Annotated in this window: 16 protein-coding genes; all 16 read right to left on the bottom strand. The window is 55.9% G+C overall.

Annotated features, from left to right (window positions below):
- Positions 1-2 precede the first annotated feature (2 nt).
- Positions 3-308, bottom strand: coding sequence for an STAS domain-containing protein (locus tag RGU44_RS02685; RefSeq protein WP_322180016.1), 306 nt, complete (start codon positions 306-308; stop codon positions 3-5).
- A gap of 91 nt (positions 309-399) precedes the next feature.
- Positions 400-849 (bottom strand): flagellar export protein FliJ, encoded by a 450-nt coding sequence (gene fliJ, locus RGU44_RS02680; RefSeq protein ID WP_322180018.1) that lies wholly within the window; start codon positions 847-849, stop codon positions 400-402.
- Positions 850-855: 6 nt separating this feature from the next.
- Positions 856-2,214: a flagellar protein export ATPase FliI gene (gene fliI, locus RGU44_RS02675; protein ID WP_322182752.1), complete on the bottom strand. Its 1,359-nt coding sequence runs from the start codon at positions 2,212-2,214 to the stop codon at positions 856-858.
- Complete coding sequence (fliH, locus tag RGU44_RS02670) at positions 2,204-3,040, bottom strand: flagellar assembly protein FliH (RefSeq protein WP_322215483.1); 837 nt, start codon at positions 3,038-3,040, stop codon at positions 2,204-2,206. The genes fliI and fliH overlap by 11 nt, the downstream gene beginning before the upstream one ends.
- Positions 3,041-3,050: 10 nt before the next feature.
- Positions 3,051-4,070 carry a flagellar motor switch protein FliG gene (gene fliG / locus RGU44_RS02665; RefSeq protein ID WP_322180023.1) on the bottom strand — a complete coding sequence of 340 codons (1,020 nt, stop codon included), beginning with the start codon at positions 4,068-4,070 and terminating at the stop codon, positions 3,051-3,053.
- Positions 4,063-5,847 carry a flagellar basal-body MS-ring/collar protein FliF gene (gene fliF, locus RGU44_RS02660; protein ID WP_322215481.1) on the bottom strand — a complete coding sequence of 595 codons (1,785 nt, stop codon included), beginning with the start codon at positions 5,845-5,847 and terminating at the stop codon, positions 4,063-4,065. The genes fliG and fliF overlap by 8 nt, the downstream gene beginning before the upstream one ends.
- Before the next feature lie 14 nt (positions 5,848-5,861).
- Positions 5,862-6,188 (bottom strand): flagellar hook-basal body complex protein FliE, encoded by a 327-nt coding sequence (fliE, locus tag RGU44_RS02655; RefSeq protein ID WP_322180027.1) that lies wholly within the window; start codon positions 6,186-6,188, stop codon positions 5,862-5,864.
- 188 nt (positions 6,189-6,376) lie between these two features.
- Positions 6,377-7,822 carry a sigma-54 dependent transcriptional regulator gene (locus RGU44_RS02650; protein WP_322215477.1) on the bottom strand — a complete coding sequence of 482 codons (1,446 nt, stop codon included), beginning with the start codon at positions 7,820-7,822 and terminating at the stop codon, positions 6,377-6,379.
- Positions 7,822-9,018 (bottom strand): sensor histidine kinase, encoded by a 1,197-nt coding sequence (locus RGU44_RS02645; RefSeq protein ID WP_322180032.1) that lies wholly within the window; start codon positions 9,016-9,018, stop codon positions 7,822-7,824. The genes RGU44_RS02650 and RGU44_RS02645 overlap by 1 nt, the downstream gene beginning before the upstream one ends.
- A gap of 139 nt (positions 9,019-9,157) precedes the next feature.
- Complete coding sequence (gene fleQ, locus RGU44_RS02640; protein WP_322180034.1) at positions 9,158-10,633, bottom strand: transcriptional regulator FleQ; 1,476 nt, start codon at positions 10,631-10,633, stop codon at positions 9,158-9,160.
- Between the two features lie 172 nt (positions 10,634-10,805).
- On the bottom strand, positions 10,806-11,102 hold the full coding sequence (gene fliT / locus RGU44_RS02635; protein WP_322180036.1) for a flagellar protein FliT: 297 nt from the start codon (positions 11,100-11,102) through the stop codon (positions 10,806-10,808).
- 23 nt (positions 11,103-11,125) lie between these two features.
- Entirely contained in the window at positions 11,126-11,509 is a 384-nt protein-coding gene (gene fliS / locus RGU44_RS02630; RefSeq protein WP_322180038.1) for a flagellar export chaperone FliS, read from the bottom strand.
- A gap of 128 nt (positions 11,510-11,637) precedes the next feature.
- Entirely contained in the window at positions 11,638-13,053 is a 1,416-nt protein-coding gene (fliD, locus tag RGU44_RS02625) for a flagellar filament capping protein FliD (RefSeq protein ID WP_322215474.1), read from the bottom strand.
- Positions 13,054-13,134: 81 nt separating this feature from the next.
- Positions 13,135-13,485 (bottom strand): flagellar protein FlaG, encoded by a 351-nt coding sequence (locus RGU44_RS02620; protein ID WP_322180042.1) that lies wholly within the window; start codon positions 13,483-13,485, stop codon positions 13,135-13,137.
- A 73-nt stretch (positions 13,486-13,558) separates the two neighbouring features.
- Positions 13,559-14,407, bottom strand: a complete 849-nt coding sequence (locus RGU44_RS02615) for a flagellin domain-containing protein (RefSeq protein WP_322180044.1) — start codon at positions 14,405-14,407, stop codon at positions 13,559-13,561.
- Positions 14,408-14,695: 288 nt separating this feature from the next.
- Positions 14,696-15,853 carry a flagellin gene (locus tag RGU44_RS02610; RefSeq protein ID WP_322215471.1) on the bottom strand — a complete coding sequence of 386 codons (1,158 nt, stop codon included), beginning with the start codon at positions 15,851-15,853 and terminating at the stop codon, positions 14,696-14,698.
- Positions 15,854-16,050 lie beyond the last annotated feature (197 nt).

The following is a 16,050-nucleotide window of genomic DNA, read 5'->3' as shown; positions in this document are numbered from 1 at the left end:
CGTCAGCCGATCTGAAACAGTTTTGAGAAATTGGAGATGGTCAGGATGGTGTTCACGTCGGCGTTGCAGTTGATCAGATGGATCTTCGCATCGTCACCGCCGGCATGGTCACGCAGCAGTAACAGCATGCCAAGCGCGGAACTGTCCAGATAACTCGTGCCCTTTAGATCGACAACGAAGCGCCGAGGAGTGCCGGCAGCGTTCTCGTAGGCACCGCGAAAATCTTGATGCGCGGCGAAATCAAAACGCCCTTCGATGAAAATGGTCAGTTCTTGCCCGTCGTGGGAGAGCTCGGTGTTTACGGACATTGGAGGCTTCCTTGGGTTAACACAGACACGGTGTGAAAGATTTAGCATTCTGCTGCGCCAACAGCAACCCGAATGAATTCAATTACCTGCATTAAAATTGATCGTGGCGGGGTAAGCGCTGGGAAAGTTCGTCGAGAAGCTTTTGTTCGCGCTTGTCTTCAAGCTGCCGCGCTTCATCAATGTAGCGCTGAACCAGCTTGCGCAGACCCTCGACCCGCGCATAACACTGCTGCCAGGCACCCCGAGCCTTGTCGAGATTTTCCTGATGCCAGGCAAGGCTCTTCTGTTGCTGGGCCACAGCAGTTTCCAGCTGATTGAGAAAGCTTTGATAATTTATCAGCCACTGCCCCGACACCCCGCGACCGCCTTTGTCGATCCACTGCAACTGATACTCATGGCGAAAACGCTCGAGTTCGGCCAGCTTGGTCTCAGCCAGACTGACCTGTCCCTGGAAGTGCCCCAGGCGCTGAGCCGCTGCGCGCTCTGCCTTTTCGGCCATGTCCACCACCGGCGCCAGGCGTACCGCTCGACTTGAGGCCATGGCTTATCAGCCGCCTGCTGCGGGATTGAACACTGCGGCGAGGCGCGCCTTACTCTCCTGCAGGCTCTCGTTGTCATTGAGCCCTTGGCGCAGGTAGCGCACCAATGTCGGCTGCAAGGCGATCGCCATGTCGGTTTCCCGATCACCACCGGCCACGTAAGCACCAACGCTGATCAAGTCGCGACTCTGCTGGTAGCGCGACCACAATTGTTTGAAATGCTGAGCCTGCCCCATGTGTTCAGGACTGACCACCGAAGGCATGACCCGACTGATGGACGCTTCGATATCGATAGCCGGGTAATGTCCCTCTTCGGCCAGACGCCGGGACAACACGATATGCCCATCGAGCACACCCCGCGCGGCATCGGCAATCGGGTCCTGCTGATCGTCGCCTTCAGAAAGCACGGTATAGAACGCAGTAATCGAGCCGCCCCCGGCCTCGGCGTTACCGGCGCGCTCCACCAGCTTGGGCAACTTGGCAAACACTGACGGTGGATACCCCTTGGTGGCGGGCGGCTCGCCAATGGCCAAAGCGATTTCCCGCTGAGCCTGAGCAAATCGAGTCAACGAATCCATGAGCAACAGGACGTTTTTACCCTTGTCGCGAAAGTATTCGGCAATGCGCGTGCAATACATGGCCGCCCGCATCCGCATCAAGGGCGCATCATCGGCGGGTGAAGCCACCACCACCGAGCGTTTCAGCCCCTCTTCGCCGAGGATATGCTCGATGAATTCCTTGACCTCTCGCCCCCGTTCGCCGATCAGGCCAACCACGATAATGTCGGCTTCGGTGAAGCGCGTCATCATCCCGAGCAGCACGCTCTTGCCCACACCGGTACCGGCGAACAGACCGAGACGCTGACCACGGCCAACGGTCAATAGCCCATTGATACTGCGAATACCCACATCCAGAGGCTGGCTGATCGGATTGCGCTTGAGCGGGTTGATCGTCGGGCCATCCATTGGCACCCAGTCTTCGGCTTTCATTCCACCTTTGCCATCGAGCGCGCGTCCGGCGCCATCGAGGACCCGACCCAGCATTCCCATACCCATCGGCAAGCGACCGGTATCGGCCAGCGGCACAACCCGAGCACCCGGTGCGATACCGGCAACACTGCCCACCGGCATCAGGAATATCTTGGACCCGGAAAACCCCATCACCTCGGCTTCGACTTGCATCGGGTGATAGCTATCATCGTTGATCACCAGACACCGACTGCCCATCGCAGCCCGCAAGCCTTCGGCTTCCAGGGTCAAACCGACCATACGCAACAAACGACCTTCCACCACCGGCTGGCCTGCCAGCTCGATGGCGTCGACGTAGGAACCCAGACGCTTGCCGAAGCTGGTCCGGTCAAGGCGCATCGGGGCCTGCTTTTTCAGGAGAGGCGTCATCTGCGTCATCTGCAATGACCGGGGCGTCGACGACTGTACCCAGATCGAGGCTCATGTCCGCAGGCGCAGGGTGCAGAGCCTGATCGTGCAACTGATCGAACATTTTCGCCAATGCTTGAGAAATTCGAGTTTCGATGGTCGCATCGATTCGACTGTGCTCGGTTTCGACCCGGCAACCACCCGCCTGAAGGGTATCGTCTTCGACGATGCGCCAGGTTTCTTCATGGCGTTCACGCAGGGCTTTGACCTGAGCGAAGTCCTGAGGGTTGATGAAGATGCGTACATTCTGCGCGCCCATAGGCAACAACTTCAAAGCGTCACGCAATACCTGACCGATACGACTAGAGTCAGTGGTCAACTCGCGCTGAATGACTTGCCGGGTAATGTGCCCTACCAGTTCGATCAGCGATTTTTCAATCTGCGTGTCCTGCTCGGCGATAGGCTCGAACAGATGGACCATCAATTGCTCAAGGCTCGCAAGCTTGGCGCTCAAGGCTACGTCAGCCTCTTGCCGGACCTTGAGCTGAGTGCTGTGAAAACCCTCTTTCTCACCCGTGGCAAAACCTTCGTTGTAGGCTTCCTGACGAATGCCTTCCAGCTCTTCAAGGGTCAGCGGCTGGACTTCGTCCAGAGGTACTTCTTCCATCTCCGCCGGCTCGACCTCAACCGGTTCAGGCTCTGGCTCTAACAGCGCTTCACTGTGCGGGTCGAAACTAGGCAACGACCAGACATCAAAGCCGCCGACATCCTTGGCCCGGATCAGATCACTGGGCGGCTCTTTGTTGGAGCTAAACATGTAGTGATCCTCAGATCATCTCTTCGCCGCCCTTGCCACCGAGAACGATTTCTCCGGCTTCGGCCATACGGCGAGCAATAGTGAGGATTTCTTTCTGCGCGGTTTCCACATCGCTGACGCGCACCGGGCCTTTGGCCTCGAGATCGTCGCGCAACAATTCGGCAGCACGTTTGGACATGTTCTTGAAGATTTTCTCCTTGATTGCTTCGTCGGAGCCTTTAAGCGCCAACACCAGCACATCAGAAGACACTTCGCGCAGCAACGCCTGGATACCCCGGTCGTCGACATCGGAAAGGTTGTTGAAAACGAACATGAGGTCTTCGATCTGACCGGACAGGTCCCCGTCGACTTCGCGGATCGAGTCCATCAACTGGCCTTCGATGGAGCTGTCGAGGAAGTTCATGATATCGGCCGCACGCTTGATGCCGCCCAAGGTGGTGCGCGCTGTATTGGAGTTGCCGGAGAACTGCTTTTCCAGAATCTGGTTCAGCTCTTTCAATGCCGCCGGCTGCACGGTGTTGAGCGAGGAGACACGCAGAATGATATCCAGACGTACCTTGTGATCGAAATGACCGAGCACTTCGCCAGCCTGATCCGGGTCCAGATAAGCCACAACGATGGCCTGAATTTGCGGGTGCTCATAGCGGATCACGTCAGCAACCGCACGAGGCTCCATCCATTTCAGGCTGTCCAGACCACTGGTATTGCCCCCCAGCAAGATCCGGTCGATGAGGCCGTTGGCCTTGTCTTCGCCCAAGGCCTGGGTCAGCATTTTGCGGATATAACCGTCGGAGCCGACGCCGAGACTGGTCTGGTCGCCGACGATCTCGACGAACTCACTCATCACCTGCTCGACTTCCTCACGGTGCACATTGCGCATTTGCGCCATGGCGACACCGACCCGCTGAACCTCTTTAGGCCCCATGTGCCGAAGCACCTGAGCGGCATCGGTTTCACCGAGGGAGAGCAAGAGAATTGCAGCCTTGTCGACCTTGGTCATCTTGGCGGTAAGCGCTCGATTGTCACTCATCTGCGTTAATCCACTCTTTCACGACCTGAGCCACACGACCTGGGTCTTCAGCCACCAGGCTCTTGATTGCATTCAACTGTGCGTCATAACCCTCGCTCGGGCTAGGCAGCAAAATACTTTGCGGACCGCCAAGGCTGACGCGGTCATTGGACAGTTCACCACCCAGACCACCCATGCCACCGAGCTCGGCATCGCCGTCGACGCCAACCAGCTGCCGGTTCTTGCCACTGGTGATGTTGTTGAGTACCGGCCGCAGAACACCAAATACCAGTACCAGGATGAACAACACACCCAGCACTTGTTTGACGATGTCCCAGAACCACGGATGGGAATAGAACGGAATATCAGGGATCACTTCGCCACGATCGGTGGAGAATGGCACGTTTACCACACTGACGCTGTCGCCGCGACTGGCGTTGAAACCAACAGCGTCCTGCACCAGCCGGGTAAAGCGCGCCAATTCGTCGGCATTCCATGGCGTAAGGCTGGTCTCGCCTGTCTTGGGATCGACTTTGACCCGATCATCCACGACCACCGCCACAGACAAGCGATTCACCCGACCCTGCTGCTGCTTGGTGTGACTGATGGAACGGTCCAGCTCAAAGTTCTTGGTCGACTGCTTACGCTTGTCCGCTGGATAAGGTGCCAGCATCGGCTGACCGGTCGCTGGGTCCATGATCTGCTGACCATTTGCGTCGAGCAGCGGTTGACCTGGCTGTATGGAACCTGAGGCAGCTGCACCCGCGCCCGCCTGCTGAGGCGCACTGGCTGGACCGGGCGGCTGATTACTCAACGCACCCGGAACGCCCTGCGGACCGCCACCGGAGGAACGCTGTTCGTCGACCGACTGCTCGCTGCGCAACGCAGGTTGATCGGGGTTGAAGCTTTCCGCTGTCGACTCAACGGCGCTGAAGTCCACATCGGCCGAGACTTCGGCCTTGTAGCGATCATTGCCCAGAATCGGTTGCAGGATGTTCTGTACACGCTGAGTGAGCATGTTTTCCATACGGCGACTGTAGTCAAACTGCTTGCCAGCCATGGTCAATTCGGAGTTTTCACTCTGATCGGACAACAGCGTGCCCTTCTGGTCGACCACGGTAATCTGCGACTTGCTCAGTTCGGGAACAGCCGTTGCCACCAGGTTGATAATCGCCATGACCTGACCCGGCTCCAATGAGCGGCCAGCGTACAATTCGATCAGTACCGAAGCGCTCGGTTTACGCTCGTCACGCACGAACACCGAACTTTTCGGGATCGCCAGATGCACACGTGCACCCTTGACGTTATTGAGGCTGGAGATGGTCCGGGCAAGCTCGCCTTCAAGCCCGCGACGATAGCGCGTGGCTTCTATGAACTGGCTGGTACCCAGGCCCTGGTCCTTGTCGAGAATTTCGAAGCCGATGTTGCCGTCGCCTGGCGCTACACCCGCGCCCGCCAATTTGATCCGCGCACGCTGCAAATCATCAGCCTTGACCAGCAACGCGCCAGAATTTGGTTCGACGGTATAAGGGATGTCCGCGGCCGCCAACGTATCCATGACCTGTTTGGCGTCCATACCGGCCAGACTGCCGTACAGCGGCCGATAATCAGGCTGCTGGGACCAGAGCACCACGGCAAAACCAATAGCAACACTCGCTGCCAGACCGACCATAAGGCCAACCTGACGCAACATGGTCATCTCGGAGAGATTTTCCAGAAAGGACAAACCAAACAGCTGCGGCTTACCTTGAGGGGCACCCGATTTGGCCGGAACGTTATCGGTGACTGCTTCAGCCATGACTCAATACGTCCTTAAACCGGCATCTGCATGATGTCTTGATACGCTTGAACCAGTTTATTGCGGACCTGGGTCAACGCCTGGAACGAAACGCTCGCTTTTTGCGAGGAGATCATCACGTCAGTGAGGTCCACACCGCTTTTGCCGATTTCAAACGCATTCGACAATTGATTAGAGGCCTGCTGGGTATCGTTGACCTTGTTGACGGCCTGGCCAAGCATATCGGCAAAGCTGCTGGCGCCGATTTCCGGGGTGCTTATTGCTTTTGGCGTAGCCATGGCGTCCATTTGCATGGAGCGCATGTCCAACATCAAGCGATTAAATTCAACACCTTGGCTCATGACGTCTCTCTCACTAAAGGCCGCAGATTTTTGACACTCGTTAAGCGGCTACACATGGCAAAGCAACAACAGTGCCAGCCAGGTGATGGCCTTTAGCCGCAACTTGCATTCAAATGGTATGAAGTCTCCAGGAACACGCGCCAGCCTGCGAATAGTTTGATGCGGTGCGCCTTATACACCACACGGCATCAAGTAGCGAATAGAGACGCTTCAACATCCATCCCCGCATCGCGCATCTGCGCCAGCTTGTAACGCAAGGTCCGGGGGCTGATACCCAAGCGTTCCGCCGCTTCTTTGCGACGGCCGCGCTCAGCGCGTAGGGTGTCGATGATTATCTGAAACTCACGACGCCGCAAGTCATCACCCAAGGCCCCGGCGGACTCTCCGACCTGATTATGTGATGCCGCACCATCGGCTGAAGGCACTGACACTGAAGGCATCGGTGTTGAAGCAACAACCTGCGGCTGCGTCGGAACACCTAACGCCGGCACTGGCGAAGCCGCTACCGGGCCAGACAAACAGAAGTCCTGTGCCTGAATCACCCCTCCCTGCTGCAGGATCAATGCCCGCTGAATCGCGTTATCCAGCTCGCGAACATTGCCTGGCCATGGGTAGCCGATCAGACAGGCTTGCGCGTCCGCCGACAATCGTACGGCGGCATGCTTCATTTTATTGACGTGTTTGGACAGCAACCGTTCGGCCAGCGGCAGAATATCGGCAGTTCGCTCACGCAGTGGTCGCCAAGCCAACGGAAACACCGAAATCCGGTAATAAAGATCTTCGCGAAAACGTCCTGCAGCTACTTCTGCGGCCAGATCGCGGTTGGTGGTTGCCAGCACACGAATATCCAAGATGATGGGTTTACGCCCACCCACACGCTCCACTTCCCTTTCCTGAAGCACGCGCAGCAATTTGGCTTGCAGACCGAGGGGCATTTCAGAAATCTCATCCAGCAGAATGGTGCCGCCATCTGCCTGCTCAAACTTGCCCGCCTGCGCCGCGATGGCGCCGGTGAACGATCCTTTCTCATGACCGAACAACGTCGCTTCAAGCATGTTGTCCGGGATCGCCGCGCAATTGATCGCAATAAACGGCTTGTTAGCCCGAGTAGACTGCTGGTGAATAAAACGCGCCAACACTTCCTTGCCCGTACCGGACTCACCGGAAATCAGCACCGTCGAATCACTCCTGGCCACTCGACCGGCCAAATCCAGCAATTGTGCGCTGGCCGGCTCGAAGGCTACCGGCCCCTCACTGTCAGCAGGTCCGGGACGACCCAGTGCGTGCCGCGCTACCAACTCCATAAATGCTTTGGGCTCGAAAGGCTTGACCAGATAATCCGCCGCGCCCTGACGCATCGCATCTACCGCACGCTCGACCGCGCCGTGCGCAGTCATCAACAGTACAGGTAATTGCGCATAACGGCTGCGCAACACGCTCAACAATTGATGACCATCCATGCCCGGCATGTTGACGTCACTCACCACCAGACCGAAGGACTCTTCAGCCACGGCCTCAAGCGCCTCTTCAGCCGAACCGACGGCACGGAAGTCGTGCCCGGCCAACATCAAGGTCTCACCCAGCGCCTCGCGCAGTGAAGGATCATCCTCGACCAGCAACACCTTGATCGCCATCAGTTCACTCCCGCGTCACAAGCTTCCGGAATCAAAGGCAGAGTGACAATCGCGCACGTGCCGCGACCCGGACGAGAACGAAATTGCAGCTGCCCCTGGTGTGCACGGGTGACTGCGCCGACCACCGCCAACCCCAACCCGGTGCCGGTGGACTTGGTGGTAAAGAAAGGCTCGCCGATGCGCGCCAGTGCCGAGGCGTCGATCCCGCTGCCGTTGTCACTGATGCATAAGCGCAGCGTGTTATCGCGACTGTAGAGATGGATTTTCAAGCGCGTTTTTCCAGCGCTGGCCTGCACCGCGTTTTCAATCAAATTAAGCAGCGCCCCCACCAGCGTGTCTCTATTGCACAGCAACGCGCCTTCGCGACTGTCGCACTGCCAACGTACCGATAGACCCTGCACGTGGGTTTGCGCCGCCGCCTGCAAGGCCTGAAACAACAGATCGGGCGCAATACGATCGGTCATCGGCAACTCGCCACGTGCGAAGACCAGCATGTCGCGCACCTGATGTTCGAGCTCGTGCAAACGCTCTTTCAAGCGTCCGGCAAAACGTTGCTGAGTCGCCACCGGCAGCTCCTGCTCAGCCAAATGGCTGGCATAGATCAAGGCTGCGGACAGCGGCGTACGAATCTGATGAGCCAGCGAGGTGACCATTCTCCCCAGGGAGGATAGACGCTCGTGACGGGCTAGCTGCCCCTGCAGATGACGGGTTTCGGTCAAGTCGTTAAGCAGCACTAGCTGACCCGGCTCCGCGTCCAGTGAACGCGTTGCGATGGACAGACGTCGTCCATCCTTGAGAGACACTTCGTGACCATCATCTTCGCGCGGCGCGAAACACCGACTGATCACTTGTCGCCAAAGCATGCCCAGCAGTGGCTCACCTAACAGGTCGCATGCTGCAGGGTTGGCCTCACGCACCACGCCCTGACCGTCCATGACAATGACGCCGCCGGGCAACAGCATGAGCAAGTTTTGCAGGCGATTAGCCAGACGCTCTTTTTCCGCCAATTCCTGCATTCGCTGAGCACTGACGACCGCCAACTCCCCCTTGAGCTCCGTCACCCGCGCTTCGAGCAAGCTGTAGGAGTCACTCAACTGACTCGACATCTGATCGAACCGCGAGAACGCCTGCTCAAGCCCCGTCCGGCTTTCCGGCTCGAGGGACGGCTGCGCTTCGTAAGAAAGGGCAGAAGACATCTGGGCAGCCTGGGGCATAGTGGTCTCTCGCATGGCGAACCGTCATTAAACGGTATGTAGCAAGAGATATAGCAATACCCGTGCCGAAAAAAAACCCCTGACTTATCAGGGGTTTGATTATTCGAGAAGAGAAGAAGCGTCAATCCTCCGCCTGTTCTTCCCCATCACGACGGCTCATGCCGTATTTACGCATTTTTTCCACCAGGGTTGTACGACGAATACGCAGACGCTCAGCCGCGCGCGCCACAATGCCGCCTGCATCGTCCAATGCCTGCTGAATCAGGCCCTGCTCCAACCCTCCCAGATAGTCCTTGAGGTCAAGACCTTCAGGTGGCAACAAGGCGCCGGAAGCGAAGTTGGGCGTATGTCCATTAATAGCGACCCGCTCTTCCAGGTCAGTGCGAAAGCTATCAACCAGTTGCTCGTCTTCATCGTCAACGTAACGGAATTTTTTCGGCAACTCGATGACGCCGATCACCCCGTAGGGATGCATGATCGCCATGCGCTCGACCAGATTGGCCAGTTCGCGAACATTGCCCGGCCAGGCGTGACGACAAAGCGACATGATGGCCGCCGAGTTGAAACGGATCGAGCCACGTTTTTCGTGCTCCATGCGCGAAATCAATTCGTTCATCAGCAACGGAATGTCTTCGACACGCTCGCGCAGCGGGGCCATCTCGATCGGGAATACATTCAAACGGTAATACAGGTCTTCACGGAACGTACCGATCTCGATCATGTGCTCGAGATTCTTGTGCGTCGCTGCAATGATTCGCACATCGACGCTCTGGGTTTTGTTGCTGCCGACCCGCTCGAAGGTGCGCTCCTGCAGCACACGCAACAGCTTGACCTGCATAGGCAGCGGCATGTCGCCGATTTCGTCGAGGAACAAGGTGCCGCCATTGGCCAGCTCAAAGCGCCCGGCACGACTGGTGATCGCCCCGGTAAACGCGCCCTTCTCATGACCGAACAGTTCGCTTTCCAGCAACTCGGCAGGTATGGCTCCACAGTTGACAGGTACGAACGGCGCATCACGACGCTTGGAGTGATAGTGCAGATTGCGCGCAACCACTTCCTTGCCAGTACCGGACTCACCGAGGATCAGCACACTGGCATCGGTGTCGGCAACCTGCTGCATCATTTGCCGAACATGCTGAATCGCGCGACTGGTACCCACCAGACTGCGAAACAGGTTCGGCTCACGATGACGACCACGCTCACGGGCATGATCGTACATTTCACGATAAACCTGAGCACGGTGCAGGGAATCGAGCAGTTTGCTGTAGCTGGGCGGCATTTCCAGAGACGAGAGCACACGACGGCGCAAGTCCTCTGGCAGGTCAGTGGAAGAAAATTCTCCCATTAACATGACGGGAAGGAACTCATCCCAGGCGGCGATGGTCTTAAGCAGTCCTTGAAGAGTACCTGGAGCGCTCACTTCGCCCACCAGCACGCAAAGCACTTCTCGGGTAGAGGTCAGAGAACCGACGACCTGCTGCCAATCAAGGCTTGAGCAGGACAAATTTTCTTCGCCAAGAAAATTTAAAATGACCGCCATATCCCGGCGGCGCAGGCTATCGTCATCAATCAGCAAAATCTTGATTTCACGCCACATGCAATAGCAACTTCCCTAGTCAAACTCAATGCCCATGAAATGGGGGCAAGCTTGGCGTCTACGACCCATTTGGCGATTTAGACGTCAGAAAATAGTAAACCGCACTAGTTAAGTCAAAAATCCGCGCACAGTCAAATTTATGGCGAATTTCTTTTTTTCGATCAACTGAGTGTCAACCGAACAGATGGTAAACCTTTGCCGCGTTTTTCGCTTGCCGGATCTGCGTCATCTCGTCGACTATTGCTTGGCGCTCATCAGTAGCGACCTCAATCAGCTGTCGATACACCCCTAACAGGCGTTCAAGATTGCTTCTCACTTCGGTTTCGTTTAGCGGAGCCTCGCTGATCACATCGTCAACACAAGCGCGGCAAGCTAGATCCAGCTGCCCAATAGCTTCCCAGTCACGCTCAGCCAATGCACCGACCAACGCTTCACGGGTTTCTTCGATACGCTGCAATACAGCACTCATGGTGATCTCCTCGAAACAGCAGGCTATAGGGTCGCGATGCCATCCCAGCCATCCTTGACCGTACGCAGCAAATCGCTGACTTCGTCGAGGATTTTCGGGTCGCTCTTGATGTTGGCTTCCGCCAGACGCTTCATCATGTAAACGTAGAGATTGTCTAGATTCCCCAGAGCAGCTGCCGATTTCTCCAGGTCAAGACCTTCGCGCAGACCACCCACGATGCCAATGGCCTTGCCGATCAGGATGCCCTTGTTAGGAATGTCCTTACGCTCCATCGCACCCCTGGCTTGAGCAATGCGGTCCAGACCGCCTTCCATCAGCATTTGCACGAGGCGGTGGGGACTGGCTTCGGAAGTCTGGGCTTGCGCACCAATCTTCTGATACTGCCGAAGAGCTAACATCGGATTCATGTTCTACCTCATCAAAACTCAAGAGTTCGTATACCCAAGGTATCGACACAACGTCACAAAACTTTAGGCCAGATGCCAAAAGCCCGACTGCGTTAAACGCAGCCGGGCTTTCGGTGCCGAGACAGTAATTAGCCCGTCTTCGATGCGCTCAACGAAGTGAAGTATGACGTGATACTGGTCGAAGTCGCCTTCATCTGCCCCACCAAAAGGTCCATCGCGTTGTATTTGGCTGTCAACGCGGCGGTCATATTGGTCACCCGCAGATCCAGTGCGGCCTGCTGGGTGGTGAGGGCATTCTTCTGCGTGGTCAAACTGCTCGAACGCGTATCAAGAATACCACCCGTCTGAGTATAAGGCGTAAGGACCGCACCCATCCGCGCCAGCAATCCGTTGGTACTCGTGGTACCGCTGAACAACTGCTGAACCTGCCCGCCCAGACTCTTGCTGGTCATCGCTGTCGTGAACTTGGTGCTATCAAAGGTCAGCGTACCGGCCTTCTGGTCCGTCTGGATACCCAACTGTGAAAGCACCGACAACTGACTGCCAGGACCAGGCGTAACCAATTGGTCACGCAAAGACGCCAGCAATGTCCTTGGCAGAGAATCACCGGTCATAGCAGCCGCTACCGTGAGATTACCCTTGCTGTCTGCGGTGGCCTTAGTCAAGGAGGTAATGGTCTTGACCACTGTGTTGTAGGCATCAACAAAGGTCTGCAACGAGGTTTTCAAGCCATCGGTATTGGTTGCAACCGTCACCGTCGAGCTGCCAGCGGCAACCAATGTCATGCTCAAACCACTGATTGCCTTGCTCACCGTGTTGGACGAGCTCTTGACCGCCAGCCCATCAATGGTGAGATTTGCATCCAATGCCTGACTGCCTATATAGCCAGCACTACCAGGAGTTGCTGAATTGAGCGCAGTATTCGCGGGTATAACCAACCCCGCAACGCTACTGGTGGTGGTGATATCCGAGCCAGCACCGGTGGTTGTAGAACCAAATACCAGACGCGAGGCCCCCGTGCTGTCCGTCACGATGTTGGCGCTGACGCCACTGGTGGCTGTCTGGGTGTTGACCAAATCACGAACCGACTGCAGCGTCGAGTTCGCCGGGATAGTGAAGCTGGTCGCAGTGGTATTTTGAGTGATAGTCAAGTTACCACTCGGAATAGCACTGGTAGCCCCTCCAGAGAAAGAGGCAGTCGCAACTTTGGAGCTGGTGGCCAGATTCTGAACAACAATATTGTAACTGCCATTGACCGCCGTATTGTCCGAGGTCGCACCAAGGGTTGCCGGGGTAGACGAAGTCGCCGCAAAACCCGAAAAAGCCGGGTTTGTGGCGCTGCCAAGATTGGTCAACGCCGTCTGATAGGCAGTCAGAGCGCTTTTCAGCGAACCCACTCCAGAAATCTTGGACGTCGCGAGGGTCGTCTGACTGTTGATCTGCGTCTGCTTGGCCGACTTGTCGGCATTGACCAATGCGGTGACGATAGAACCGATATCAAGGCCAGAGCCAAGGCCTGTACTGGGGACAATTGGACTTGCCATGTGCATCTCCTTTCAGTTTTTCGTCGGTCTTTTGACCACTACAACGAATAAAAGAACATACAGACACTATTCATGCCAGCATCAAGCTTTTGCGTTGAACAACACGCTGCTTGCATTACTTAAGTTATCTGCCAATTTCAGCGCCTCCTCCGAGGGAATCTGCCTGACCACCTCACCCGTTTCACTGGCGATTACTTTTACCACAACCTTGCCGGACGTTTCGTCAATCGAAAACTCCAGATTGCGCTTGACCGATTGAACGAATTTTTCAATCTCCTGCACTGCCGCTTTCAACTTTTTCGAATCAGAGTCTTTACTCGCGGTCACTTCTGCCACGCTATCGACCAGAGGCGTCCCAGCCGACTTATTAGCAGCACCGCTCAGCGGTGTCACCGCCGGGTAAGACAAGTTCAGCTTGACGCTCATATCCATGTCCATCACCTCCTAAAGTAAAAAAGCGGGAGAGCACGACACGCGCACCCTCCCGCCAAAACTCATTCCAAAATTACTGAAGCAGTTTCAGTACAGCGGAAGGCAGCTGGTTGGCCTGAGCCAAAACAGCGGTCGAAGCTTGTTGCAGGGTTTGGCTCTTGGTCAACTGAGCAGTTTCAGCAGCGAAGTCGGTATCTTGTACGCGACCTTGTGCAGCCGTGACGTTTTCAGTGATGTTCTGCAAGTTGGAAATGGTGCTGGTCAGACGGTTCTGCGAAGCACCCAGGTTTGCGCGAGTTGCGCCGATTTGAGCGATGGCAGCATCAATTGCAGTGATTGCGTTATCGATGTTGGTACCAACAGTGGCGCTGGTACCGGTCAGCGCAACAGTAGCGCTGGCTACGGAAAGGCTGGCGGCGTCGAACTTGCTGCTCAGAACCAGGTCGATGTGGTTAGCAGTACCGGTGTTGGAACCCACTTGCAGGGTCATGGTACCGGCAGAACCGTCGAGCAGGTTCTTGCCGTTCAAGTTGGTGCTGGCAGAGATACGAGTCAGTTCGTCAGACATCTGAGCGAATTCTGAGTTAGTTGCGGTCTGGTCAGCGGTACCGTTGGTGCCGTTACGTGCCTGAACAGCCAGTTCACGCATACGTTGCAGAATGTTGGTAGATTCTTGCAGCGCGCCTTCAGCAGTCTGAGCCATCGAGATACCGTCGTTGGCGTTTTTCACTGCCACGGTCTGACCACGAATCTGGCTGCTCATACGGGTAGCAATCTGCAGGCCGGCAGCGTCGTCTTTAGCGCTGTTGATTTTCAGGCCGGAAGACAGGCGAGTCATGGATTGAGAAAGAGAACTCGCTGCGTTGTTCAAGTTTTTCTGAACAGCCAGGGATGTAACGTTGGTGTTTACGCCTAAAGTCATGATGAGTTCCTCAATGGTTGGGTACTGCGGCTTCCGGCCCTGGCAACCGCCGGGTGTGGCCTAGAGAACCTTCGTAATAGTTATCGTCGAGATAGCAAGGAGCTTGAGGGCTTTTTAAAAAAATATTGCCACTACTCTGACATCCCTACAGCTGTCGGGGGCTGCAGAGCATCTCACTCACTCTATTCAACGACCTACAACCTCACACCACCCCGACATCTCCAACCGTTTTGAGGCCTGGCATCCTTGACCGGATACCAGGATTCGACATGCGCCCGAAGGCATTCTTTATTGCAGAAGTTTAAGAACTGCGGCCGGTAGCTGGTTGGCTTGAGCCAAGACGGCCGTCGACGCTTGTTGCAGCGTTTGCTGCTTGGTCAGCTCGGCTGTTTCCGAGGCGAAATCGACGTCTTCGATTTGGCCGCGCGCAGCCGTGGTGTTCTTTACCATGTTGTTGAGGTTGGAAATGGTGCTGGCGAAGCGGTTTTGCTTGGCGCCCAGATTGGAACGAGCGGCATCAATGGTTTCCAGAGCCTTGTCGATGGATACAATAGTTGCCTCGATGTTGTCGGCAATGGCTTGATCGTTGAGCGGTTTGCTCTTTTTATCCAGTTCGGTTGCGTCCTTTAAAACTGTCGTCGCACCATCGGCTTCCGTTTTTGCGGTAGCCACAACGGCTTGTTGAGCCGTGTAGGCAGCAGGATCAGTAACCGCATCAATCGCACCCAGCGCAGCTTCAGCAGCAGCCAGTGCTGTATTTTTCTGTAGAGCATCATCGGTCATCTTTTCCGTCACATTGACAGGCAATAGATTTCGACTTCCGCTCCCATCAATCGCAAGCGCCGTGTACTCGCCCTTCACAACCGCTACGGAGCCGGTTGTCTTATCGTCGCCCGGTACAGCCGCAGCGCTTTTAGCCGCTACAAACAACGATTCGGCAGAGAAATCGTCCGAGAGCGACAGGCTGATCTCCTCGGTTCTCCCTACGTTGGCGCCCACATGAAACGTCATCGTCCCGGCGCTGCCATCCAGCAGCTTCAAACCACCACCAAACGTGGTGCTCTTCGAAAGACGGGTCAGTTCTTGAACCGACTGATTGAATTCGGAATTGAGTGCATCCCGCTCCTTTTGACTGTTGTCGCCGTTTTTTGATTGAATCGCCAGTTCTCGCATCCGCTGCAGGTTGTTGGTCGATTCCTGCAATGCCCCCTCCGCAGTTTGCGCAATGGAAATTGCATTGCCCGCATTTCTGGCCGCAACCGTCATCCCTTTAATCTGGGTCGTCAGGCGACTCGCGATTTGCATGCCGGCGGCATCGTCCTTGGCGCTGTTAATCCTTAAGCCTGAAGACAAACGCGCCATTGATGTGCTGACGGCATCGGAAGAGCGGTTCAGATTTCGCTGAACCGACAACGAAGCGACATTGGTATTTACGGTTAAAGTCATCGTGAAATTCCTCACAAAAAAAAGATTGCTGGCTTCCAAAAACGGGCTGCATCCGGCACGCCCTGAAAACCTACAAAATGTTTATCGGAAAAATTACAAGTGGCTTTAACTGGCTTTTTAAGACTGTTTGGGAATTACAACTATTAAATACCAGACATTTGTAGGGTATTTTGGTTATAAGCGTGGATTTTTAAAGG

This window comes from Pseudomonas sp. 5C2, assembly GCF_034314155.1.
In the GTDB taxonomy this organism is placed as follows: Bacteria; Pseudomonadota; Gammaproteobacteria; order Pseudomonadales; family Pseudomonadaceae; genus Aquipseudomonas.
The sequence above is the reverse complement of the archived record's forward strand: the minus strand, read 5'-3'. Positions and strand labels throughout refer to the sequence as shown.

Excerpts from the sequence above, each read along its gene's own strand:
- RGU44_RS02645 (WP_322180032.1), bottom strand. The coding sequence starts at position 9,018 with ATGTCTTCTGCCCTTTCTTACGAAGCGCAGCCGTCCCTCGAGCCGGAA.
- RGU44_RS02615 (WP_322180044.1), bottom strand. The coding sequence starts at position 14,407 with ATGACTTTAGGCGTAAACACCAACGTTACATCCCTGGCTGTTCAGAAA.
- RGU44_RS02620 (WP_322180042.1), bottom strand. The coding sequence starts at position 13,485 with ATGGATATGAGCGTCAAGCTGAACTTGTCTTACCCGGCGGTGACACCG.
- fliE (WP_322180027.1), bottom strand. The coding sequence starts at position 6,188 with ATGAGCCAAGGTGTTGAATTTAATCGCTTGATGTTGGACATGCGCTCC.
- fliI (WP_322182752.1), bottom strand. The coding sequence starts at position 2,214 with ATGCGCCTTGACCGGACCAGCTTCGGCAAGCGTCTGGGTTCCTACGTC.
- fliG (WP_322180023.1), bottom strand. The coding sequence starts at position 4,070 with ATGAGTGACAATCGAGCGCTTACCGCCAAGATGACCAAGGTCGACAAG.
- RGU44_RS02610 (WP_322215471.1), bottom strand. The coding sequence starts at position 15,853 with ATGACTTTAACCGTAAATACCAATGTCGCTTCGTTGTCGGTTCAGCGA.
- fleQ (WP_322180034.1), bottom strand. The coding sequence starts at position 10,633 with ATGTGGCGTGAAATCAAGATTTTGCTGATTGATGACGATAGCCTGCGC.
- fliS (WP_322180038.1), bottom strand. The coding sequence starts at position 11,509 with ATGAATCCGATGTTAGCTCTTCGGCAGTATCAGAAGATTGGTGCGCAA.
- fliF (WP_322215481.1), bottom strand. The coding sequence starts at position 5,847 with ATGGCTGAAGCAGTCACCGATAACGTTCCGGCCAAATCGGGTGCCCCT.
- fliH (WP_322215483.1), bottom strand. The coding sequence starts at position 3,040 with ATGTTTAGCTCCAACAAAGAGCCGCCCAGTGATCTGATCCGGGCCAAG.
- fliJ (WP_322180018.1), bottom strand. The coding sequence starts at position 849 with ATGGCCTCAAGTCGAGCGGTACGCCTGGCGCCGGTGGTGGACATGGCC.
- fliD (WP_322215474.1), bottom strand. The coding sequence starts at position 13,053 with ATGGCAAGTCCAATTGTCCCCAGTACAGGCCTTGGCTCTGGCCTTGAT.
- RGU44_RS02650 (WP_322215477.1), bottom strand. The coding sequence starts at position 7,822 with ATGGCGATCAAGGTGTTGCTGGTCGAGGATGATCCTTCACTGCGCGAG.
- RGU44_RS02685 (WP_322180016.1), bottom strand. The coding sequence starts at position 308 with ATGTCCGTAAACACCGAGCTCTCCCACGACGGGCAAGAACTGACCATT.
- fliT (WP_322180036.1), bottom strand. The coding sequence starts at position 11,102 with ATGAGTGCTGTATTGCAGCGTATCGAAGAAACCCGTGAAGCGTTGGTC.